Genomic DNA, 20,870 nt, shown 5'->3' on the forward strand with positions numbered 1-20,870 from the left:
TGTGCCGCGGTCACCGAAAGGTTTCCCCCACCCATGACGTCACGTCACTCCCGCGTGCGCCCTGAGCGCCGCATTCCCCCCGTCACCTCCCACGGTCCCGGCGCGTCCCGTGCCGCGAAGCACGTTGCCGACGCCGCGCCGTCGCCGTTCGGTGTGCTCGGGGCCGCCGCGCGCCGTACCGTCCTGCCGCTCGCGGTCACGGCCGCCCTGGTGCTCACCGCGCAGCCGGCCAGCGCGGCCCCCGCCGCGCCTGCCGGCGGGCCGGACTCCCCCACCACGACCGTGCCCTCGGATCCCCCCACCGAGTCCGACCGCGTGATCGTGAAGTTCAAGGACACCGCGGCCCCCGACGCCAGCAAGGAGAAGGTCGTGGAGGCCGCCTCCGAGGAGGCCCTGGACGGCGCGAAGGCCCCGGACGTCACCCAGCGGGTCAAGACCACCGTGGCCCAGGCGGACGTGCTGGAGCTGGACCGTGAGCTGGACGAGGCCGAGCAGAAGGAGCTCGTGGCGCAGATCGAGGCGGACCCGGCCGTGGAGTACGCGGAGGCCGACCGTCTGGCGTCCACCTCGTGGGTCCCCAACGACGTGTACACGAACTTCCAGTGGAGCCTGTGGCCCCAGCAGGGCGGAGTGAGCTTCACCCAGGCGTGGGACATGTCCCGCGGCAACGGCCAGACCATCGCGGTGCTGGACACCGGCATCACCTCCCACGGCGACCTCAACGCGAAGGTGGTGCCCGGCCGCGACTTCGTGAGCGACACCTACCTCTCGCGCGACGGCAACGAGCGTGACTCCAACCCGAGGGACGAGGGCGACTGGAGCGGCGCGGGTGAGTGCTCGCCGTCCGCGAGGAACTCGTCCTGGCACGGCACCCACGTGGCCGGCCTCGCCGCCGGGCAGTCCAACAACGGCGCGGGAATCACCGGCGCCGCACCGGGAGCCAAGATCCAGCCGGTGCGTGTCCTGGGCAAGTGCACCAACGGGTATGTCTCGGACATCGCCGATGCCGTGGCCTGGTCGGCCGGGGCCCCTGTGGCCGGAGAGCCCGCCAACCCGAACCCCGCCACGGTCATCAACCTGTCCCTTAACTACCCCGGGCAGTGCGGTGCCACCATGCAGAACGCCATCAACACCGCCGTGAACCGGCGCGTGCCGGTGGTGGCCGCCGCCGGCAACTCCGCGATCAACGCGGGCGGCACCGCCCCGGCGAACTGCGCCAACACGATCGTGGTGGGCGCCGCCGACAACAACGGCAACACCGCCAGCTACTCGAACACGGGCGCCGTGGTGGACGTGCTGGCACCGGGCGGAACCAGCCAGTACCCCATGCTCTCCACGGTCAACTCGGGCACCCGCGGCCCGGCGGGCGCCACGTACGGCAACATGATGGGCACCTCCATGGCCACCCCGCTGGTCTCCGGCACCGTGGCCCTGATGAAGCAGCGCGATCCCTCGATCACGCCCGCCCGCGTGGAGCAGATCCTGAAGTCCACCGCGAGCGGCCGGATGGGATCCCTGAACCTGAACCCGGCCGCCGCCGTGCGCGCGGTCGTTCCCGCCGGCGGCTACACCACGTCCGGTGGCATCGGCGCCAAGTGGCGCTCCACGGGCGGTGCCGCCAAGTGGGGCAACCCGGTCTCGAGCGAGGCGGACGCCGCCAACGGCGGTCGCTACCAGGAGTTCTCCAAGAACGGCCGCAAGACCACCATCTACTGGAGCTCGGCCACGGGCGCCCACATCCTGGAGAACGCCACCCTGGTGGGCAAGAAGTTCGTCTCGGCCGGCCGGGAGCGCGGCTACGGCTACCCCAGCACCGACGAGATGCGTGTCTCCGGCGGCGCCTACCAGGTGCACCGCAAGGGCTCCGCGCAGACCAAGGTGCTGTGGAGCCAGGCCACCGGCGCACACGCGGTGAAGGAGACCGGAGCCATCGGCAAGGCATGGAAGCGAGCCGGGCTCGAACGCGGCTGGGGCTGGCCCGCCACGGACGAGTACACGTCCAACGGGGTGGTCCACCAGCGCTTCTCCAACGGCGTGACCGCCCACTGGACCCCCCAGCGCGGAGTGTGGACCACGCGCTGACGGTCCCCTCGCCGCAGCTGCGCTGACACGAACGACGGGCGGTTCCCCTCTGGGGAGCCGCCCGTCGGCGTCTCGGGAACGGCCTGCCGCTCCAAAAGGCTGGGCACGTGTGGCCCACGCGTTGCGGGGGCCCAGCTGTGACGCATCCTCGGTGAGGTCGTGCAGGTCCACGGCCGACGACGCCGCTCGCACCGGCTCGCAGGCCGGTCACCTCAGCGCGGCCGCGTCTCCCAGAACGCCACCGCGCTCGCGGCCGCCACGTTGAGGGAGTCCACGCCGTGGCTCATGGGAATGACCACGTGGCGGTCCGCGTGGTGCAGGGTCGCAGCACCCAGGCCCTGGCCCTCGGTGCCCAGGACCAGCGCCAGCTTCTCCGGCTGCTCGGCGGCCAGGGCGTCCACCGTGACGGCGTCGTCGCTCAGGGCCAGCGCCGCGGTGAGGAACCCGGCGTCCTTGACCCGCTGCAGGTCCGCGGTCCAGTGCTCCAGGCGCACCCACGGGACCTGGAACACCGTGCCCATGGAGACCCGCACCGCACGCCGGTAGAGCGGGTCGGCGCAGCGCGGGGTGACCAGCACGGCGTCGACGTCCAGGGCCGCGGCCGAGCGGAAGATCGCCCCCACGTTCGTGTGGTCCACGATGTCCTCAAGGATGGCCACGCGCCGCGCGGAGGCCAGTACGGATTCCAGGGGCAGCGGTGCCGGCCGGTGCATCGCGGCCATCGCCCCGCGGTGCAGGTGGAAGCCGGTGATCTGCTCGAGCACCTCGTCCGTGCCCACGTACACGGGCACGTCGTGGGACTCCAGCACGTCGCGGAGCCCGTCCACCCACTTCTCCGCCATGAAGAAGGACCGCGGCCGGTGACCGGCGTCCAGGGCGCGGCGCAGCACCTTGGAGGACTCCGCGAGGTACAGCCCACGCTCGGGCTCCAGTTTCCGGCGCAGGGACACGTCCGTGAGGCTCGTGTAGTCGGCCACGCGGGGATCGGCGGGGTCGCTCAGCTGGACGAGACGCTCGGACAGGGGTGCGGGTGAGGTCACGGGTCTTCCTGGGGTGTCGGGGTCGGGGTTCGTGCCGGTGCGTGCCGTGCGTGGACCTGGACGGTGCGTGGGATCCGGGAGGGCCTGAGACGGGCCGACCCGACGCGGCGGGCTCAGAGTACGGTCGGGGGTGCGTCAGAGCAGGTTGGACACCATGTTCGCCAGGGCCACGAGCCCCAGGACCACGATCACCGTGCGCAGCACCACCGGGGGCATCCGCTTGCCGATCTTCGCCCCCAACCACGAGCCCACGGTGGAGCTCACGGCAATGAGCAGCACGACCCACCAGTTGATGCGGTCGAACGCGAGCAGCACGTAGGAGATCGCGGCCACGATGTTCACCGCCGCCACCAGGGCGTTCTTCACGGCGTTCGCGGACTGCAGCGGCGCGAGCAGGAACACGCCCAGGATGCCCACGAGCAGCACGCCCTGCGCGGCCACGAAGTACCCGCCGTAGATCCCCGCCAGGAACACGAGCACGTACAGGACCGCGGGCTGCCGGGAGCCGTCCACCTGCAGGGACGACGCCGCCGTGCCCGCCTGGGCGGGGACGGCGGCGTCGGGCTGGGCCGACGATGCCGCCGTGCCCCTCTCGGCGGGGACAGCGGCGTCGTGCTCCGGGGCGCCCTGAGCGGCCCCCGACGTGCTCGCCTGGCGCTCCTTGCGGGCGCGCACCACGGCTTGCAGCCGCGGCTGGAAGACCACGAACAGCAGGGCCACCACGATCAGGACCGGGGCGACCACCTCGAAGACCTCTTCGGGCAGGTGCAGCAGCAGCACGGCGCCGATCACGCCGCCCACCACCGAGCACGGCAGGAGCTTGAGCAGCGTGCGCTTGAGCCCGCGCAGCTCGCTGCGGTAGCTCCACGCCCCGGTGAGGTTGCCCGCGATCAGGCCCATGGCGTTGGACATGGACGCCGTGACCGGGGGAACCCCCATGGTCACGAGCACGGGGAACGTCACGAGGGTGCCGGAGCCCACGATCGTGTTGATCGTCCCGGCCCACAAACCGGCGACGAGGATGAGCAGGACCTGCCACCACTCGAAGCCCACGGTTCCGCCGGCGCCGAAGACCTCGGCCGGCACGGACGCGGCTGACAGCGCGATCACGAGCGGCTCAGCGGGCGAACGCCGCGTACCGGTCGCCCACCTTGACGAGCTTGAGCGGCATGTCGAACGTCTCGGACAGGTTCTTCTGGGTCATCACACGGCCCACGGGCCCCGCGGCCACCACCCGGCCCTCGCGCAGCAGCAGCGCGTGCGTGAACCCGTCCGGGACCTCCTCGAGGTGGTGGGTCACCATGACCATGGCCGGCGCGGCCTCGTCCCGGGCCAGCTCGTCCAGGCGCTGCACGAGCTTCTCGCGCCCGCCCACGTCCAGCCCGGCGGCGGGCTCGTCCAGCAGCAGCAGCTCCGGGTCCGTCATCAGCGCACGGGCGATCAGCACGCGCTTGCGCTCACCCTCGGAGAGGGTGCCGTAGCTGCGGTCCCGCAGCTCTGTGAGTCCCCACGTGGCGAGCAGCTCCTCGGCACGCTGGATGTCGGCGTCGTCGTACTCCTCGCGCCAGCGCCCGGTGACCCCGTAGGCCGCGGTGAGGATGACGTCCCCCACGGTCTCGGCGTGCGGGATCTGGCCCGCCAGCGGGGCGGAGCTCAGGCCGATGCGCGGACGCAGCTCGAACACGTCCACCGCGCCCAGGATCTCGTCCAGGATGTCCACCATGCCGGTGGTGGGGTGCAGCCGGGCCGCGGCGATCGACAGCAGCGTGGACTTGCCCGCCCCGTTGGGGCCCAGGATGACCCAGCGCTCGCCGTCCTGCACGGTCCAGTTCACGGAATCCAGCAGGGTCTTCGCACCGCGGACCACCGAGACGTCCGCCACTTCAAGAACTGAGCTCATGACGGCCACTCTAGTGCCCGTGACCAGTACGTCCCCAGATCGGCGCACCGGCGCGGGGCCACCGGACAGGACGCGCGGCTCACAGGTCCAGGAAGAACCGCAGGGCGTCCAGGTTGGGGATGTTGATCTGCGTGTCCGCCACGTCCTGCAGGGCCGGCTTGGCACGGTAGGCCACGGACAGCCCGGCCGCACGGGCCATGTCCACGTCGTTGGCGCCGTCGCCCACCACCAGGACGTCCTCGGGTGCGATCTCCAGTTCACGGGCCCACTGCGCGACGATCTCCGCCTTGGCGGCGCGGTCCACCACCGGCCCGCCGACACGACCCGTCAGCTGCCCGTCCTCCACCTCGAGGCCGTTCGCGGCCCAGCGCGTCAGCTCCAGGGAGGCGGCCAGCGGGGCGAGCACCTGCCGGAAGCCTCCGGACACGGCGGCCACCGCGTGCCCCTCCCGCAGCAGCGTGCGCACGAGCGCCTGGGCCCCCGGGGACAGCCGCACGGCGTCGGCGACGTCGTCGATCACCTCTGAGGACAGGCCCGCCAGGACGGCCACCCGTTCGCGAAGGGACTGCTCGAAGTCGATCTCCCCGCGCATGGCGCGCTCGGTGATCTCCGCGACCTCCGCCTCGCGCCCGGCATGGGCGGCGAGCAGCTCGATGACCTCCTGGCGGATCAGCGTGGAGTCCACGTCCAGGACCACGAGCTTGCGGCGGGACTGCTCCGTCCACCGGGCCTCCACCACGTTGAGGTCCACCCCGGGGACGCTCTGCCGACGCGGATCCGGCTGCAGGGCGCGCCGCAGGGCGGCCGGGTCCTCGGTCTCCACCGGGATGGTCAGGGCGTTGTACCCCTCCACGTCCGCGGCCCGGTCGTCGGACGCGGTGCCGGTCACACGCACCCAGGTGGGCGAGTCCACGGTCACTCCGGCGCGCTGCAGGAGGTCCACCACGGCCTGCGTGGCTTCATCGTCCGGGGACACGGCAAGGGCGACGACGGCACAGTTCTGGGGCATGGCCGCAGTGTATCGGCCACCCGGCGGGGCGCACAAAGACCGCGGGGGGCGCTGCTCAGGCCTGGTGCCCCTCCCCTGCCCGGTGCCGGCCGGGGGTTCCCACCCGGGAGGGCCACCAGGACCGGGGCCCGATGTCCAGCACCAGGGCGGGCACCAGCAGGGAGCGCACCACCACGGTGTCCAGCAGCACCCCGACCGTGACGATGACCGCGAGCTGCACCAGGAACAGGATGGGCAGAACCGCCAGGGCGGCGAACGTGGCGGCGAGCACGATGCCCGCGGACGTGATGACCCCGCCCGTGGTGATGAGCCCGGCCAGCACGCCCGCGCGGTGCCCCGCGGTCACCACCTCCTCGCGCACGCGGCTCATGAGGAAGATGTTGTAGTCGATCCCCAGCGCCACCAGGAACACGAACCCGAACAGCGGCACCGTGGGATCCGCCTGGTTGAGGTCCAGCAGCTCGAACACCAGGGTGGAGATGCCCAGTGCCGCCAGGAAGGACAGCACCGTGGTGGCGATCAGCAGCACGGGCATCATCACGCTGCGCAGCAGCACCATGAGGATCAGCAGGATGACCACCAGGATGATGGGGATGATCACCGCGCGGTCCCGTTCCGAGGCCGCAATGGTGTCCACCTGGACCGCGGTGGTGCCTCCCACGGCGGCCTCCGGAGTGATCCCGGCGAGCTCCCCGCGCAGCCGCTGCACCGCCGCCTGGGCCTCCTCGGAGTCCGAGGCGGAGGTCAGGGTGGCCTGGATCAGCACGTCCCCCTGGCTCACGGTGGGCTCCACCCCCGCGAACGGACCGCCCTGCGGAGCGGGGTACGGAAGCGTTCCGCTCGGAGAGTCGTTCGCCGCGAAGGCCACCGAGGCGACGTCGTCGTCCCCGGCAAGGTGCTGGGCCACCTCGTCGGCCTCGGACTGCGGGGCGATGACGTACACAGGGTCCCCTGAGCCGCCCGGGAAGTGCTGCTCCAGGACGGCGGTGCCGTCCCGGGCCTCGGACTCCCCCAGCACGAACTCGGACTCTGGTACGCCGCCCGCGTCCAGCTGGGTGGCACCCAGGGCGGCCACACCGAGCAGCACGGTGCACACGATCCACACCGCCCGCGACTTCCGGTCCACCAGTCGGGCCACAGCGGGCCACAGACCCTGGTGGGAGTAGGGGTCCATGGCCTGCTCGTGCGCCTCGGGGTTCTCGTCCACGCGCGGCATCCTGGGCCACAGGGCCACGCGGCCGAAGATCGCGAGCAGCGCCGGAAGCAGGGTCAGCCCGGCGAGGATCGCGAAGACCACGCCGATGGCGGTGGCGGGACCCACCCCGCGGTTGGAGGTGAGCTCCGAGAACAGCAGGCACAGCAGACCGGCGATCACGGTGGTCCCGGAGGCCAGCACCGCGGGAACGGTGCCCTTCCAGGCGATCCGCGTGGCGGTCCAGCGGGACGGCGTGGTGTGCAGTGCTTCACGGAAACGGGCGGTGTAGAGCAGTCCGTAGTCGGTGGCCGCGCCGATCACGATGATCGACATGATGCCCTGCGTCTGCCCGCTCAGGGCGATCAGACCGCGCTCCGCCAGGAAGTACACCGCGAGGATCGCTCCGCACAGCGCGGCCACGCTCGTGAGCAGCACCAGGAACGGGAGCAGGGGCGAGCGGTAGACAATCACCAGGATCACCAGCACCGCGAGCAGCGCCACCCCCAGCAGCAGCCCGTCGATGCCAGCGAACGCCTCGGACAGGTCCGCCACGAGACCCGCCGGGCCGGTCACGGCCACGGTGAGTCCCTCCGGGGTGTTCTGGGCGAGCTCGTCGCGCAGCTCGGCGACCACGTCGCCCGTCTCCGCCTCGGCATCCACGAGCACGACCACCTCCACCGCGCGCCCGTCCTCGGACGGGATGGGCGGTGAGACCTCCAGGACGTCCGGCACGCCCGCGAGGTCCTGGGTGGCCGTGCCGATCGTCCCCAGCTGCGCCCGGGTGATCTCACCCTGCGACTCCATGACCACGATGGCGGGGATGCCGTCCGAGTCGCGGAACTCCCCCAGCCGGTCCTGCACCTGTGTGGCCTGCGAGTCCACGGGCAGGAAGTCCGCCTGCGAGTTGGAGGTCACGTCCGAGAGCTTCCCGAACGTGGGTCCGCCCACGCCCATGACGCCCAACCACGCGAGCACGAGCACCACGGGGATCAGCCACCGCAGCCACCCCGGTACGCCGGTGCCACCCCGTGCGCGGCCGACGCCGCGTTCCGGTGCGGATCGCTCCGCCGGGCCGGCGGCAAGGCCGTTGCCCGCGTTCTGCGCGCCCTTATCACCCACCCGCGCGGTGGCGTCCTCCGTTGCGGACAGCGGATGGCCCGTCCTGCTGCTCGGCTCTCTGGGCGGCTGGGGGCTGCTCGGCATGTCTCACCTGGGGTCTCGATGCACGGACGACCGTTCGCGCGCTGCGCTCCGGCCCTGACGACGACGCCGCGGCGCTGCGTGCCGCGGGTCACTGCCCCTCATGCTACGGGTACAGCCGGGCCCTGCCCGGGTATCCGAGCCCCTGGTTGCGAAACAGTCCGTGTGGGCCGTAGTGGGGGCATCCACCGGGGCGCCCGGGTGTCACTATGTATGAAAGCAAATACATGCTCATGCATTCGATGTGCCCTCTCGGCACATCCCTTCTCGAAAGGCCAGCCATGGCTCAGCGACCCTCCCCCGTTCTCCTGCTCACCGGTGGCGCCGTGGCGCTCGCACTGCTGTCCGGGTGTGGATCCACCACGACCTCTGCGGAGCCGGCTCCGAAGGAGAGCTCCCCCGCGTCCAGCTCGTCCACCGAGACGGTCACAGCGCCGTCCTTCGAAGCGCCCCAGCCCACGGACGCGGGCCAGACGCCGGCCGAGGAGAGCACCTCGTACATGGCGGAAGCGGAGACTCCCGCCCCGGAAATGCCCACACCGAGCCCTGCCAAGGACACGACCGGTTCGGGCTCCCAGAGCAGTGACGAAGCGGCGTCCGGCACGAGCGGCGCCACGGCCAAGGGCGGCGTGTCGCAGGACAGCGCCACCCGGAAGGCCTCCGACTACCTCGCGTTCATGGCTTTCTCCCGGAGCGGTCTGATCGAGCAGCTGGAGTACGAGGGCTTCACCACCCAGGAGGCCACAGCCGCGGTGGACAGCCTGGCCACCAACTACAACGAGCAGGCCGCCAAGAAGGCCAAGGACTACCTCCGGACGTCTGCGTTCTCCCGGAGCGGACTGATCGAACAGCTCGAGTTCGAGGGCTTCACCACCGAGCAGGCCGCCTACGGCGTGGACACCACCAACCCGGACTACATGGCGCAGGCGGCCAAGAAGGGCAAGCAGTACCTGGACATGTCCGGCTTCTCGCGCTCCGCGCTGATCGACCAGCTCGTCTCCGAGGGCTTCACCCCCGAGCAGGCGGCCCACGGAGCCACCGCGAACGGGCTCTGAGTCCGGGCACCGGCCTGCAGAGGAGCACCCAGCGAAAGAACCCCGTTCGACCAGTGGTCGAACGGGGTTCTTCTCTGTGCGCGAGGGGGGACTTGAACCCCCACCCTCTAATACGAGGACTAGCACCTCAAGCTAGCGCGTCTGCCTATTCCGCCACCCGCGCAGGTGTCTGGGCCGGTGAGATCCTGCGAACAGAACCTCCGTGGCCCTCGGCAACGACAGAAAACCTACCACAGTTCGCGGGGCCGTTCGAACCGGGCCCGTCCGGAAACGGGACGACGCCGCACGCGGGGTGCGCGTGCGGCGTCGTGGTCCGCAGAGCTCAGCCGACGAGTGCTGCGGTGCGGGTCACTTCCCGGCCTGGGCCAGGAAGTCCTCGGCCCCGCCCACGAGCTCAACGTGCCCGGACTCCACGTCCGCGGTGACCATCTTCGCGATCTCCTGCGCGAACTCGTTGACGGTGTAGAGCTTGCCCGCAGCCGCTCGACGCTCGTCCAGGGCACCCGGGCGGGCGCGGTTGAGCAGGGTGGCGGTGACGGTGCCCTCGATCATGTCCGCGGAGACCACCACGAAGCTCACGCCCTTCTCGGCCATCTCCGGGACGCGCGCGGTGAGAGTGTCCTCGCCGGCCCGCTTGGACTTCGCCACGGCCTCGTACTCCGGCATGGTCTCCACCTCGTTGATGAAGTGGGCCTGGTGGCTCGTCACGAACACCACACGACCGCCCCGGGGCAGCAGCTCCAGCGCCTCGGTGAGGGTGTCGTTCTGGGCGTCCCGGTTGAGCTTCAGCGCGTAGCCCTCGCCGAGCTCCGTCTCCATGCCGCCGGAGGCGTTGAGGATCAGCACGTCCACGCCGCCGAACTCGTCCTGCGCCGCGCGGAAGAGCCCGCCGCGGGACTCGGGGTCCGTGATGTCCGCCTGCACGGCGATCGCGCGGCCGCCCGCCTCGGTGATCTCCTTGACCACCTTGGTGGCGCGCGGAGCCTTCTGGCGGTAGTTGATCACCACGTTGGCGCCCTGGGACGCGAGGATCTTGGCCGTGTCCGCGCCCACCCCTCGCGACGACCCGGTGATGATGATGGTCTTGCCGGCGACTGAGCTCATGCTGTGACTCCTTAGCGGGGTGGATTCGTGGGGCCCGGTGCGGTGGATCAGTGACCCACTCCGAGCCCGCCGTCTACGGGGATGATAGCGCCGGAGATGTAGCGGGCGTCGTCCGAGGCCAGGAATGTCACGGCCTTGGCCACCTCCTCCACCTCTCCGAAGCGGCCGGCGGGGATCATCGAGAGGTAGTTCTCCGTTACTTCGTCGGAGAGCTCGTCCGTCATGGCGGTGTGGATGTACCCGGGAGCCACCACGTTGGCCGTGACCCCGCGGGAGCTGAGCTCCCGGGTGATGGCCCGGGCCATGCCGACGAGCCCGGCCTTGGACGCCGCGTAGTTGGTCTGCCCGGGAGCCCCGGTGTACCCCACCACGGAGGAGATGAAGACCACGCGGCCCCTCTTCAGGCGCATGAAGCCCTTGGTGGCGCGCTGCACCACGCGGAAGGCCCCGGTGAGGTTGGTGTCGATGACGTCCTGGAAGTCGGCTTCCTTCATGCGCACCAGCAGGTTGTCCTTGGTGATGCCGGCGTTCGCCACGAGCACCTCCACGGGTCCGAATTTGGCCTCGACCTCCTTGAAGGCCGCGTCCACGGAGGCGGAGTCCGTCACGTCCGCGGCCACCGTGTAGGCGCCCTCCGGCCCGTCACCGCCGGAGCGGGAGGTGATGACCACGTTGTCCCCGGCCGCCACGAAGGCCTCCGCGATGGCGCGTCCGATGCCGCGGTTGCCTCCCGTGACGAGCACGGTGCGCGCGGTTGAGGGCTTCTCAGACATGGTGGAACCTTCCGTGGAGGGAGGACGCGGCCGGGTCACCGCATCCAGGGGGGATCAGGACGTCACAGCATCCTAACCGTCCCCTGACCTGGTGGGCTCCCCCCCACTTGGGACCGTACCGCAACGGTGCCACAATGGTCAGCACGCTCCCAGTCAGAGGTGGAAGCGTGACCCCCGGGGACATCCCCCAGGACATCCGCCGAAGGACCGGTTCCCATCACACGTTCCCAGCACCCCACGCACGGCTCCACCGAGGTCCACTCGATCACCTCGGCGGCGGACGCGCACACCACGGACATGTCGCACCGCATGAAGGTCTACGGCGTGCAGATGGCCCTGCGCGTGGCCTGCATCATCGGGGTCTTCCTGATCGACAACCTCACCGTGCGCGTCCTGCTGATCCTGGGGGCCGCGGTGCTGCCGTGGCTCGCGGTGATGCTCGCGAACCGCGGGGCAGACCGGTCGCAGCGCACCGGCTCCGCGTACCGGCCCCCCACGCGCACGGAGCTGCCGACCGTGGCCGAGACGCGGGACGTCTCCCCCGATGCCGGGGACGTGGTGGTGGACGGCGAGTACACGGTGCACCACGCACCCCGGCAGCTGCCGGGCCCCGACCCCTCGGCCACGCGGCGCAACTAGGGTGGAGTGCGCCCTGCCCACCACAGGAAACCCGGAGGAACATCTCACCGTGGACTTCGATCTGCTCGGCTCGCTGGCCCCTGGCTCCACGGGGCACGACGCCGCCGCGTCCGGCCCCGCGGACAGCACACCTCACGCGGTGTGCTCCCGTCGCGGCTGCCGTGCCGCCGCACGCTGGAGCCTGGTGTGGAACAACCCCCGGGTGCACACCCCCGAGCGCCGCAAGACCTGGCTCGCGTGCGACGAGCACCGGGAGCACCTCGCGGACTTCCTGGGCCAGCGCGGCTTCCTCAAGGACGTGGAGCCGTTCGAGCAGCAGCCGACCGGCGGCGTCGAGCCCGGCGCGCAGGCCTCCGTGCCAGACGAGGTCCCCCGCGAGACCGCCCCGGAACCCACCGAGGGCGCGGGCGGCGTCGGCCCCGCGGGGACGGAGCGGCTGGACTGATGCGCAAGTACTCCTTCCTGACCTCCCCCGCCTGGATCGGGTGGTTCGCGCTCACGTGCGTGGCCGCCGTGGTGTGCCTCTACCTGGCGCAGTGGCAGATGTCCCGCAACGACCACCTCGTGGCGGAGAACACCAGGATCACCGAGAACTACGACGCCGCGCCGTACGACGCCGCGCAGGGCACCCCGCTGTTCGCGGACTACGACGAGTCGAAGACGTGGCACCCCGTGACCCTGGAGGGCAGCTACGTGCCCGAGGACACCGTGCTGATCCGCAACCGCCCCCACGACGGCCGGGTGGGCTACGACGTGGTGGTCCCGTTCCGCACCGCCGAGGGCACGGTGGTGGCGGTGGACCGTGGCTGGATCCCCACCGACAACTCCGCGAACGGCATGCCCTCCGCCGTGCCCCCGCCGCCCGGCGGCACGGTGAGCGTCACGGTCCGGCTGCGGCCCTCCGAGGGCACCGTGGACCGCGGGGCGCCCGAGGGCCAGTCCGCGTCCATCGACCTCCCGGTGCTCGGCACCCAGTGGGGCGGGGACGTGGCCACGGAGGGCTACGGAGAGCTCGTCTCCGAAGAGCCCCCCGCCGCGAACACCCCCCAGGCCGCGGAGCGCCCCGAGGTGGACTACGGACCGCACCTGTCCTACTCCATGCAGTGGTACGCCTTCGCCGTCCTGGTGTTCGTGGCCTACGGCTACTCGGCGCGCCAGCACGTGAAGAACGAGGAGTGGGACCGCGCCTACGCGGCGGAGGTCGAGCGGCAGCTGGCCCGCTACTACGACGCCGAGGGCAACTACATCGGGGACGTTGACGAGTCCCTGGTGATCCGCCAGCTGCAGATGGCGGACGACATGCCCGCCCACCTGAAGTCGCTCTACCGACCCAAGCGCACGCGCGCCTCGTCCGTCCCCACCGCGGAGGACGAGGAGGACGCCCTGCTGGACGCGCTCGAGGCGCAGAACCGCCGGTGAGGCGAGCGGGCGGCGTCGTCCGCCCCGTGCCCACCACACCCGCAAAGGAGTTGCCGTGAAGATCACCGCCGCTGTGCTGGACGAGATCGGGCTGTCCCGTCCGTACGCCGAGTCCCGTCCACTGTCCGTGCAGGAGCTGGAGCTGGACGGCCCCGGGCCGGGCGAGCTGCTCGTGCGGATCCGTGCGGCAGGCGTGTGCCACTCGGACCTCTCCGTGGTGGACGGCAACCGGCCCCGCCCCATGCCCATGGTGCTGGGCCACGAGGCCTCGGGCATCGTGGAACAGGTGGGCGAGGGCGTCACGGACGTGTCCCCCGGGGACCAGGTGACCACCGTGTTCCTGCCGCGCTGCGAGCAGTGCGAGAACTGCGCCACGGACGGCAAGCTGCCGTGCACCCCGGGCACCGAAACCAACAGCGCCGGGCTGCTGCCCGGCTCGGCCCTGCGGCTGCACCGGGACGGGCAGGACGTGCACCACCACGTGGGGGTCTCCGGCTTCTCGTCCCACGCCGTGGTGAGCCGCCAGTCGGTCGTCCCCGTGGGGGCGGACGTACCCGCCGAGATCGCCGCCGTGGTGGGCTGCGCCGTGCTCACCGGCGGCGGGGCCGTGCTCAACGCGGGGCGCCCCTCGGACGGGGACACCGTCATGGTCGTGGGCCTGGGAGGCGTGGGCATGGCCGCGCTGCTCGCCGCGCTGTCGGTGGAGAAGGGTCCCGTGATCGGCGTGGACGCCAACCCGGAGAAGCTCGCGAGGGCCACCGAACTGGGCGCCACGGCCGTGCACTCCCCGGACGAGCTCGCGGAGAACGGCGTGCGGGCCGAGGTGGTCATCGAGGCCGCAGGGCACCCGCGCGCGTTCGAGACCGCGGTGGCCGCCACGGCACCCGGGGGCATCACCGTGACGGTGGGCCTGCCCTCCCCCGACGCCCGCTCCACCATTGCCCCGCTCGGGCTCACGGCGGAGGCCCGCACGATCGTGGGCTCCTACCTGGGCTCCGCCGTGCCCGCCCGGGACATCCCCGTGTACCTGCAGCTGTGGCGGGAGGGCAAGCTGCCCATCGAGGAGCTGATCTCCGAGCGGGTGGCACTGTCCGCGATCAACGAGAGCTTCGACCGGCTCGCGGACGGCCGTGCCGTGCGCCAGGTCATCCTCTTCGAGGACTGACACCCGCCGCAGCCGTGCCGTGACGGCACGCAACGGCCCTGCGCGCGGCAAACTGGGTCTCAGGTCTGGGTCGGCCCCGAATCGCCCACCCGCACCGCCCGGGTAAATGCGCAGCGCGGTGATGACGGGCACCTGCCCGGCTCTGCAGCGGCGTCGGCCGCGCGCAGGACGGCGCTCAGGCCAGGCTGATGAGGTCCTGGTACTCCTGGCTCCACAGGTCCTCCACGCCGTCCGGGAGCATGACCACGCGCTCGGGCTCGAGCGCCTCCACGGCGCCCTCGTCGTGTGAGACGAGCACCACGGCGCCCTCGTACGTCCGCAGCGCGTTGAGGATCTCGTGGCGCGAAGCCGGGTCCAGATTGTTGGTGGGCTCGTCCAGCAGCAGCACGTTCGCCGACGACGCCACGAGGGTTGCCAGCGCCAGTCGCGTCTTCTCGCCGCCGGAGAGCACCCCGGCGGGCTTGTCCACGTCGTCGCCCTGGAACAGGAACGAGCCCAGGATGGTGCGCACCTGGGTGTCCGCGAGATCGGGCGCGGCGGACTTCATGTTCTCCAGCACCGTACGGTCCGTGTCCAGGGTGTCGTGCTCCTGGGCGAAGTAGCCGAGCTTGAGCCCGTGGCCCGCGACCACCTCACCGGTGTCCGGCTCGGCCTGGCCCGCGAGCATCCGCAGCAGAGTGGTCTTGCCCGCACCGTTGAGCCCGAGCACCACCACGCGGGAGCCCCGGTCGATCGCGAGGTCCACGTCCGTGAAGATCTCCAGCGAGCCGTAGGACTTGGACAGCCCCTGCGCGGTGAGCGGGGTCTTGCCGCAGTCCGCGGGCTTCGGGAAGCGGATGGCCGCGACCTTGTCCTGCACCCGCTCGCCCTCGATGCCCGCCATGAGGCGCTCCGCGCGGCGGATCATCTGCTGGGCGGCGGAGGCCTTGGTGGCCTTGGCGCGCATCTTGTTGGCCTGGTCCATGAGCACCCCGGCCTTTTTCTCCGCGTTCGCGCGCTCGCGCTTGCGGCGGGCCTGGTCCTGCTCGCGCTGCTGCAGGTAGTTCTTCCAGGTCATGTTGTAGACGTCCACCACGCAGCGGTTGGCGTCCAGGTACAGCACCTTGTTGACCACCATGTCCATGAGCTCCACGTCGTGGGAGATCATGAGCAGCCCGCCCTGGTAGGAGCGCAGGAACTCGCGCAGCCACACCACGGAGTCGTGGTCCAGGTGGTTGGTGGGCTCGTCCAGGAGCATGGTGTCCGCGTCCGCGAACAGGATCCGCGCGAGCTCCACGCGCCGGCGCTGACCACCCGAGAGCGTGTGCAGCGGCTGCTCCAGCACGCGCGGCGGGAGGTTGAGGTTGTTGGTGATGGTGGCGGCCTCGGACTCCGCCGCGTAGCCGCCGCCGGCCAGGAACTCGGACTCCAGGCGGTCGTAGCGGCGCATGGCCTTGGCCCGGACGGCGTCGTCCTCCGAGGCCATCTCCTCCTCGGTGCGCCGCAGCTTGGTGATCACCCCGGCGAGGTTGCGCGCGGAGAGGATGCGGTCCCGCGCCAGCTGGTCCATGTCGTCCACCTTGGGGTCCTGCGGCAGGTAGCCGATGGAACCCGAGCGTGTGACCTCACCCGCGGCGGGCAGGGTGAGCCCGGCCAGCACCTTGGTCATGGTGGTCTTCCCGGCGCCGTTGCGGCCCACCAGACCCACCTTGTCGCCCTTGTCCACGCGGAAGTTCACCTCGTCCATGAGCAGACGCGCTCCGGCGCGCAGTTCGAGGTCGGTCACGGTGATCAACGGAGCAAGGCCTTTCGTGGGACGGTGCCGCGCGCGCACGCGAGGTGGCGTGGGCGGACGGTGCGGGGCCCGGAAGAGCTCCGGGCATGCGGTCGCCCCGTGGGAGCGGGGAACCGCACCAGTCTATCCGCTCGCGCAAATCGTGGCCTGGGCCGTTCCCCCGGGACCAGCAACTAGACTGCAGCCCATGACAGAAGCCGCCCGCGCCCCCCGCACCGTGACCTCCTTCGACCTCGCAAACATCGCCGTGTTCGCCGCGCTGACGTGCGTGCTCGCCCTGGTCCCCGCGATCCCCGTGGGTCCTCTGGGAGTGCCCATCACGTTGCAGACGCTCGCGGTGTTCCTCACCGGCATGGTCCTGGGCGGCTGGCGCGGCTTCCTGGCCCTCGCCCTGTACGTGGTGGTCGGTCTGCTGGGCGTCCCGGTGTTCGCCGGGTTCACGGGTGGTCCCGCGGTGCTGGCCGGCCCGTCCGCGGGCTACCTGCTGTCCTTCCCGTTCGTGGCGGGCCTCGTGGGCTGGATGTCCCACTACTTCGTGCGCGTGGAACGCGTGACCCGCCGCGAGGGATCCTCCGCCGTGGACCCCGACCGCCGCAGCGCCCTCGGCCTGAAGCTGTTCCTCGCCGGTCTCGCGGGCCTGGTGCTCTCCCACGTGATGGGCATCGTGGGCATGATGGTCAACGGTGGGCTCGCGCTGCAGGCCGCCGTGGTCGCGGACCTCGCGTACGTCCCCGGTGACGTGCTCAAGGTGGTCGTGGCCGCGCTGATCGCCGTGGCCGTGCACCGCGCGTTCCCCCGCATGGCCGGGGCGGTTCTCTGAGTGGACGGTGAGCCACGCTCCGCGCAGCACGAGTCCCTGTCCTGCGCGGACGTGACCGTCACCATGGAGGGACCCCGCGGTCCCGTGACCGTCCTGGACCGGGTCACGTGCGAGTTCACCGCGCGGCGCACCGCCGTGATCGGGCTCAACGGCTCCGGCAAGTCCACCCTGCTGCGCCTGTTCAACGCGCTGGTGACGCCGTCCTCGGGTGCGGTGCGCACGCACGGCGTGGACCCGGTGGCCTCCCCCAAGGACGCCCGGTCCCGGGTGGGGTTCGTCTTCACGGACCCCGCGTCACAGATCCTCATGCCCACCCCCGTGGAGGACATCGAGCTGTCCCTGCGCCGCCGCGTCCGCGACCGTACGGAACGCGAGGAGCAGGCCGTGCAGTGGCTGCGGCGCGTGGGCCTGGCGGACCGCGCGCACCACTCGGTGTTCGACCTCTCGGGCGGTGAGCGCCAGCTCGTGGCCCTGGCCGCGGTGCTCGCCGTGGACCCCCGCGTGCTGGTCCTGGACGAGCCCACCACCCTGCTGGACCTGCGCAACCGGCTGCGGCTGCGGGAGCTGCTGGACGGACTGCCCCAGCAGCAGCTCATCAGCACTCACGACCTGGAGCTGGCGTCCACCGCCCAGCACGTGGCGGTGGTCCACGGTGCGGGCATCATCGCCCAGGGCCCGCCGGAGGAGGTCATCCCCCGCTACCGCGCGTGGTGCGAGACGGGATTCCCGGGGGAAGCCGCGTGAGCCCCTGTCCCGGCCGAGGTGCCGTGCTGTCCGTGGACCGCGCCCGGTGAGCGGGACCGCCGCCCGCCGCGACGACCTGCTGGGCACCTACGTTCCCGGCACCTCGTGGCTGCACCGCTGTCCCCTGGGGCTCAAGGCCGCCCTGGTGCTGGGTTCCTGCCTCGCCGTGATGCTGCTGCGCTCGTGGCCGGTGTCCCTGACCGCGCTGGCCCTCACCGCCCTGATCTCCGCCACGACCGGTCTGGGGGTGCGCCGCTGGGTGGCCTCCCTGCGCCCCCTGCGGTTCCTGGTGCTGCTCCTGACCGTCTACCACGTGCTGGTCACCGGTCCCGCCCGGGCAGCGGACGTGGTGCTGTCCCTGCTGGCGGTCGTGACCCTGACCCGCCTGCTGCTGACCACCACGGAGCTGCCCCGGCTCATCGACGGGCTGGTCCGGCTGTGCTCCCCGCTGCGCCGCGTGGGCGTCGACCCCGAGCGCATCGGGCTGGCGGTCTCCCTCATGATCCGCTCCGTCCCCTGGCTCTTCGGCGTGCTCTCCTCCCTGCGGGACGCCGCCGCGGCGCGCACCGTGCGCCCCCGCCCCGTTCAGCTGGTCACCCCGGCGGTGATCGCCACCGTGGACTACGCCCACCGCACGGGCGAGGCCCTCGTGGCGCGCGGACTGGAGTGACGCGCAGACACGAGTGACACCGAGGCACCCGGGGGCCCAGGACCGTCAGCGTGGACCTATGATGCGCTCATGAGCTTCAACGACAACTCACAGCTGGACGCCGGACGGGTCCGCACCGGCGGTGGTGGCGGACGCGGCATCGCCGTGGGAGGCGGGCTGGGCGGCGTCGTCCTGCTGCTGCTCGCGGGACTGTTCTTCGGCCAGGACGGGATCGACGCCGTGACGGGCGGCACCCAGGCGCAGACCACAGGGACGCAGCAGGTCGACTCCGGGCTGGAGGATCGCTGCCGCACCGGAGCGGACGCGAACTCCGACCCCCAGTGCCGCATGGTGGCCACCGTGCAGTCCCTGGACCAGTTCTGGGGCGAGTACTACCCGCAGGCCACGGGTGAGCGGTACGTGCTGCCCGAGGTCATGCTCTTCGCGGGCTCGGCGGGCACGTCCTGCGGGCAGGCGTCCTCCGCCACGGGTCCGTTCTACTGCCCGCCGGACCAGACCGTGTACCTGGACACCGGGTTCTTCGAGCAGCTGCGCACGGACTTCGGTGCGGACGCGGACGCCCTGGCCCAGGAGTACGTGATGGCCCACGAGGTGGGGCACCACGTGCAGAACCTGCAGGGGACCCTGGGGCGTGCCCAGCGCGATCCCCACGGTGCGACGTCCGCGGCCGTGAGGACCGAGCTGCAGGCGGACTGCTACGGCGGGCTGTGGGCCCACCACGCCGTGGAGCCGGGCGGAGCCGTGCAGCTGCAGCCCATCACGCGCGCCCAGCTCTCGGACGCGATCGAGGCGGCCGGCGCGATCGGCGACGACAGGATCCAGCAGGCCGCCCAGGGACGGGCCAACCCGGAGTCCTTCACGCACGGGACGTCCGCCCAGCGCCAGGCCTGGTTCCTGAGCGGCTACCAGACCGGCGACATCCGCGCGTGCAGCACGTTCTCCGCCGAGGACCTGGACCACCCGGACGCCCTGGCCTGACGCCCGCGGCAGTCAGTGGCGTCGCGCATCCTCCGCGCGCGGCAGCCACGGAGCCCGCATGGCGTGCGGGCCCAGCTCCGCCACCGATCCGGCGCCCATGAGCAGCATGGTGGTGCGGATCTGCTCCTCGAGCAGCTCGATGACCCGTGACACCCCCTGCTCTCCCCCGGCCATGAGGCCGTAGAGGTACGCGCGGCCGATCAGCACGAAGTCCGCGCCCGCGCACAGGGCCGTCACCACGTCCGCGCCGGACATCACCCCGGAGTCCAGGACCAGGGGAACGTCCGGACCCACCTCGTCGCGGATCTCCGGCAGCGCGGTGAGGGAGACCGGTGCGCGGTCCAGCTGACGCCCGCCGTGGTTGGAGACCACCAGCCCGTCCGCGCCAATGCTCAGGGCGCGCCGGGCATCCTCGCGCGTGAGGATGCCCTTGACGAACAGCTGCCCGTCCCAGTTCTCCCGGATCCACGCGAGGTGCTCCAGGTTCAGTCCGGGGTCGAACATCGTGGAGATCAGCTCCGCCAGGGCACCGGAGGTGTCCGAGAGCGAGGCGAACTTCAGCGAGTCCGTGGTCAGGAAGTTGAACCACCACTCCGGGCGGTAGGAGGCGTCCAGAACGGTCTTCGGCGTGATCCTGGGCGGGATGGTCATGCCGTTGCGGGTGTCCCGCAGCCGCTGACCGGGCACGGGCGTGTCCACCGTGACCAGCAGCGTGGTCATGCCCGCGGCCTTGGCGCGCCGCAGCAGGTCCAGCGACGCCGCGTGCTCACGCCAGAGGTAGAGCTGAAACCATCTCTGGGCGTCCGGAGCGGCGTCCCGGACCTCCTCGATGGAGCGGGTGCCCATGGTGGACAGGGAGAACGGGATGCCGGCGCGCCGAGCGGCGCGCACTCCCCCGATCTCGCCCTCCGAGTGCATGAAGCGGGTGAATCCCGTGGGGGCGATCCCGAACGGCAGAGCGCTGCGGGCACCCGCGATCTCCGTGCTCAGGTCCGCGGTGTCCGTGCCGTGCAGGATCCGCGGCAGCAGCTCCACGGACTCGAACGCCTCCCGGTTGCGCCGGTGGGTGATCTCCTGCCCGGCCGCGCCGTCCACGTAGTCGAAGGCCGGGCGGGGCGTACGACGCCGCGCGATCCGCCGCAGCGCCTCCACGTCCGCGGCCTTCGCGAGCCTCGCGGCGCGCCGGTCCGGATTGAAGGAGCCGAACTTCATGAGCGGTGTGAGTTCGGACAGTTGCGGCAGATGGCGTTCCATGGGGTCCTCCCGGTCGCGGATTCTCGCTCGAAACTACCAGGGCACCCAG

Annotated in this window: 19 protein-coding genes and 1 tRNA gene; 10 read left to right on the forward strand and 10 right to left on the reverse strand. The window is 71.5% G+C overall.

Annotated elements, in window-relative coordinates; genetic code table 11:
• Positions 1 to 33 precede the first annotated feature (33 nt).
• Positions 34 to 2,082 carry a S8 family serine peptidase gene (locus QL985_RS04865; RefSeq protein WP_019309200.1) on the forward strand — a complete coding sequence of 683 codons (2,049 nt, stop codon included), beginning with the start codon at positions 34 to 36 and terminating at the stop codon, positions 2,080 to 2,082.
• A 212-nt stretch (positions 2,083 to 2,294) separates the two neighbouring features.
• On the opposite strand, the gene QL985_RS04870 is transcribed toward QL985_RS04865, so the two are convergent.
• The 5 genes from QL985_RS04870 to QL985_RS04890 form a co-directional block, all read right to left on the reverse strand.
• Positions 2,295 to 3,122 (reverse strand): RNA methyltransferase, encoded by an 828-nt coding sequence (locus QL985_RS04870; protein ID WP_259905797.1) that lies wholly within the window; start codon positions 3,120 to 3,122, stop codon positions 2,295 to 2,297.
• 135 nt (positions 3,123 to 3,257) lie between these two features.
• Positions 3,258 to 4,232: a sulfite exporter TauE/SafE family protein gene (locus QL985_RS04875; RefSeq protein ID WP_249493881.1), complete on the reverse strand. Its 975-nt coding sequence runs from the start codon at positions 4,230 to 4,232 to the stop codon at positions 3,258 to 3,260.
• Between the two features lie 7 nt (positions 4,233 to 4,239).
• On the reverse strand, positions 4,240 to 5,022 hold the full coding sequence (locus tag QL985_RS04880; protein ID WP_259906413.1) for an ABC transporter ATP-binding protein: 783 nt from the start codon (positions 5,020 to 5,022) through the stop codon (positions 4,240 to 4,242).
• Between the two features lie 79 nt (positions 5,023 to 5,101).
• Entirely contained in the window at positions 5,102 to 6,031 is a 930-nt protein-coding gene (gene serB / locus QL985_RS04885; RefSeq protein WP_239358226.1) for a phosphoserine phosphatase SerB, read from the reverse strand.
• A gap of 55 nt (positions 6,032 to 6,086) precedes the next feature.
• Positions 6,087 to 8,180, reverse strand: a complete 2,094-nt coding sequence (locus QL985_RS04890) for an MMPL family transporter (protein ID WP_239358264.1) — start codon at positions 8,178 to 8,180, stop codon at positions 6,087 to 6,089.
• Positions 8,181 to 8,707: 527 nt separating this feature from the next.
• Between QL985_RS04890 and QL985_RS04895 the strand changes: the two genes are divergently transcribed.
• A complete protein-coding gene (locus QL985_RS04895; RefSeq protein WP_259906411.1) occupies positions 8,708 to 9,481 on the forward strand; it encodes an Ltp family lipoprotein in 774 nt (257 codons plus the stop codon).
• A gap of 77 nt (positions 9,482 to 9,558) precedes the next feature.
• Here QL985_RS04895 and QL985_RS04900 read toward each other — a convergent pair.
• The 3 genes from QL985_RS04900 to QL985_RS04910 all read right to left on the reverse strand — a co-directional run bounded on the left by QL985_RS04900 (position 9,559) and on the right by QL985_RS04910 (position 11,358).
• Positions 9,559 to 9,644: transfer RNA gene (locus QL985_RS04900), tRNA-Leu, on the reverse strand.
• 185 nt (positions 9,645 to 9,829) lie between these two features.
• A complete protein-coding gene (locus QL985_RS04905; protein ID WP_047978238.1) occupies positions 9,830 to 10,585 on the reverse strand; it encodes an SDR family oxidoreductase in 756 nt (251 codons plus the stop codon).
• A gap of 47 nt (positions 10,586 to 10,632) precedes the next feature.
• On the reverse strand, positions 10,633 to 11,358 hold the full coding sequence (locus QL985_RS04910; protein ID WP_070637833.1) for a beta-ketoacyl-ACP reductase: 726 nt from the start codon (positions 11,356 to 11,358) through the stop codon (positions 10,633 to 10,635).
• 264 nt (positions 11,359 to 11,622) lie between these two features.
• On the opposite strand from QL985_RS04910, the gene QL985_RS04915 reads away from it, so the two are divergent.
• Genes QL985_RS04915 through QL985_RS04930 form a run of 4 tightly spaced genes read left to right on the forward strand, consistent with a single transcriptional unit; the run spans position 11,623 to position 14,581 of the window.
• Complete coding sequence (locus QL985_RS04915) at positions 11,623 to 11,997, forward strand: DUF3099 domain-containing protein (protein WP_259905938.1); 375 nt, start codon at positions 11,623 to 11,625, stop codon at positions 11,995 to 11,997.
• A gap of 49 nt (positions 11,998 to 12,046) precedes the next feature.
• Positions 12,047 to 12,442 carry a hypothetical protein gene (locus QL985_RS04920; protein ID WP_059281218.1) on the forward strand — a complete coding sequence of 132 codons (396 nt, stop codon included), beginning with the start codon at positions 12,047 to 12,049 and terminating at the stop codon, positions 12,440 to 12,442.
• Positions 12,442 to 13,416 carry an SURF1 family protein gene (locus QL985_RS04925; protein ID WP_047978241.1) on the forward strand — a complete coding sequence of 325 codons (975 nt, stop codon included), beginning with the start codon at positions 12,442 to 12,444 and terminating at the stop codon, positions 13,414 to 13,416. Before QL985_RS04920 ends, QL985_RS04925 begins: the two co-directional genes overlap by 1 nt.
• A gap of 55 nt (positions 13,417 to 13,471) precedes the next feature.
• Positions 13,472 to 14,581: an alcohol dehydrogenase catalytic domain-containing protein gene (locus QL985_RS04930; RefSeq protein WP_047978242.1), complete on the forward strand. Its 1,110-nt coding sequence runs from the start codon at positions 13,472 to 13,474 to the stop codon at positions 14,579 to 14,581.
• A gap of 175 nt (positions 14,582 to 14,756) precedes the next feature.
• Here QL985_RS04930 and QL985_RS04935 read toward each other — a convergent pair whose 3' ends face one another.
• Complete coding sequence (locus QL985_RS04935) at positions 14,757 to 16,355, reverse strand: ABC-F family ATP-binding cassette domain-containing protein (RefSeq protein WP_047978243.1); 1,599 nt, start codon at positions 16,353 to 16,355, stop codon at positions 14,757 to 14,759.
• Between the two features lie 187 nt (positions 16,356 to 16,542).
• Here QL985_RS04935 and QL985_RS04940 point away from each other — a divergent pair, with 187 nt between their 5' ends.
• From QL985_RS04940 to QL985_RS04955, 4 genes are all read left to right on the forward strand, one after another.
• Complete coding sequence (locus QL985_RS04940) at positions 16,543 to 17,175, forward strand: biotin transporter BioY (RefSeq protein WP_047978244.1); 633 nt, start codon at positions 16,543 to 16,545, stop codon at positions 17,173 to 17,175.
• A complete protein-coding gene (locus tag QL985_RS04945) occupies positions 17,176 to 17,919 on the forward strand; it encodes an energy-coupling factor ABC transporter ATP-binding protein (RefSeq protein WP_082141988.1) in 744 nt (247 codons plus the stop codon). It abuts the gene before it with no gap.
• Positions 17,920 to 17,965: 46 nt separating this feature from the next.
• Complete coding sequence (locus QL985_RS04950) at positions 17,966 to 18,589, forward strand: energy-coupling factor transporter transmembrane protein EcfT (RefSeq protein WP_019309184.1); 624 nt, start codon at positions 17,966 to 17,968, stop codon at positions 18,587 to 18,589.
• A 69-nt stretch (positions 18,590 to 18,658) separates the two neighbouring features.
• Positions 18,659 to 19,567 (forward strand): neutral zinc metallopeptidase, encoded by a 909-nt coding sequence (locus tag QL985_RS04955; protein WP_259905931.1) that lies wholly within the window; start codon positions 18,659 to 18,661, stop codon positions 19,565 to 19,567.
• A gap of 12 nt (positions 19,568 to 19,579) precedes the next feature.
• Here the strand turns inward: QL985_RS04955 and QL985_RS04960 are convergent, their stop codons facing one another.
• On the reverse strand, positions 19,580 to 20,821 hold the full coding sequence (locus QL985_RS04960; RefSeq protein ID WP_259905933.1) for an alpha-hydroxy acid oxidase: 1,242 nt from the start codon (positions 20,819 to 20,821) through the stop codon (positions 19,580 to 19,582).
• Positions 20,822 to 20,870 lie beyond the last annotated feature (49 nt).

The organism is Kocuria sp. APC 4018 (genome assembly GCF_030407675.1).
Lineage (GTDB): Bacteria > Actinomycetota > Actinomycetes > Actinomycetales > Micrococcaceae > Kocuria > Kocuria rhizophila.

What these genes read in the sequence shown, in the direction of transcription:
- QL985_RS04940 (WP_047978244.1), top strand. Translation starts at nt 16,543, where the DNA reads ATGACAGAAGCCGCCCGCGCCCCCCGCACCGTGACCTCCTTCGACCTC.
- QL985_RS04905 (WP_047978238.1), bottom strand. Translation starts at nt 10,585, where the DNA reads ATGAGCTCAGTCGCCGGCAAGACCATCATCATCACCGGGTCGTCGCGA.
- QL985_RS04955 (WP_259905931.1), top strand. Translation starts at nt 18,659, where the DNA reads ATGAGCTTCAACGACAACTCACAGCTGGACGCCGGACGGGTCCGCACC.
- serB (WP_239358226.1), bottom strand. Translation starts at nt 6,031, where the DNA reads ATGCCCCAGAACTGTGCCGTCGTCGCCCTTGCCGTGTCCCCGGACGAT.
- QL985_RS04895 (WP_259906411.1), top strand. Translation starts at nt 8,708, where the DNA reads ATGGCTCAGCGACCCTCCCCCGTTCTCCTGCTCACCGGTGGCGCCGTG.
- QL985_RS04880 (WP_259906413.1), bottom strand. Translation starts at nt 5,022, where the DNA reads ATGAGCTCAGTTCTTGAAGTGGCGGACGTCTCGGTGGTCCGCGGTGCG.
- QL985_RS04960 (WP_259905933.1), bottom strand. Translation starts at nt 20,821, where the DNA reads ATGGAACGCCATCTGCCGCAACTGTCCGAACTCACACCGCTCATGAAG.
- QL985_RS04925 (WP_047978241.1), top strand. Translation starts at nt 12,442, where the DNA reads ATGCGCAAGTACTCCTTCCTGACCTCCCCCGCCTGGATCGGGTGGTTC.
- QL985_RS04890 (WP_239358264.1), bottom strand. Translation starts at nt 8,180, where the DNA reads ATGGGCGTGGGCGGACCCACGTTCGGGAAGCTCTCGGACGTGACCTCC.
- QL985_RS04865 (WP_019309200.1), top strand. Translation starts at nt 34, where the DNA reads ATGACGTCACGTCACTCCCGCGTGCGCCCTGAGCGCCGCATTCCCCCC.
- QL985_RS04910 (WP_070637833.1), bottom strand. Translation starts at nt 11,358, where the DNA reads ATGTCTGAGAAGCCCTCAACCGCGCGCACCGTGCTCGTCACGGGAGGC.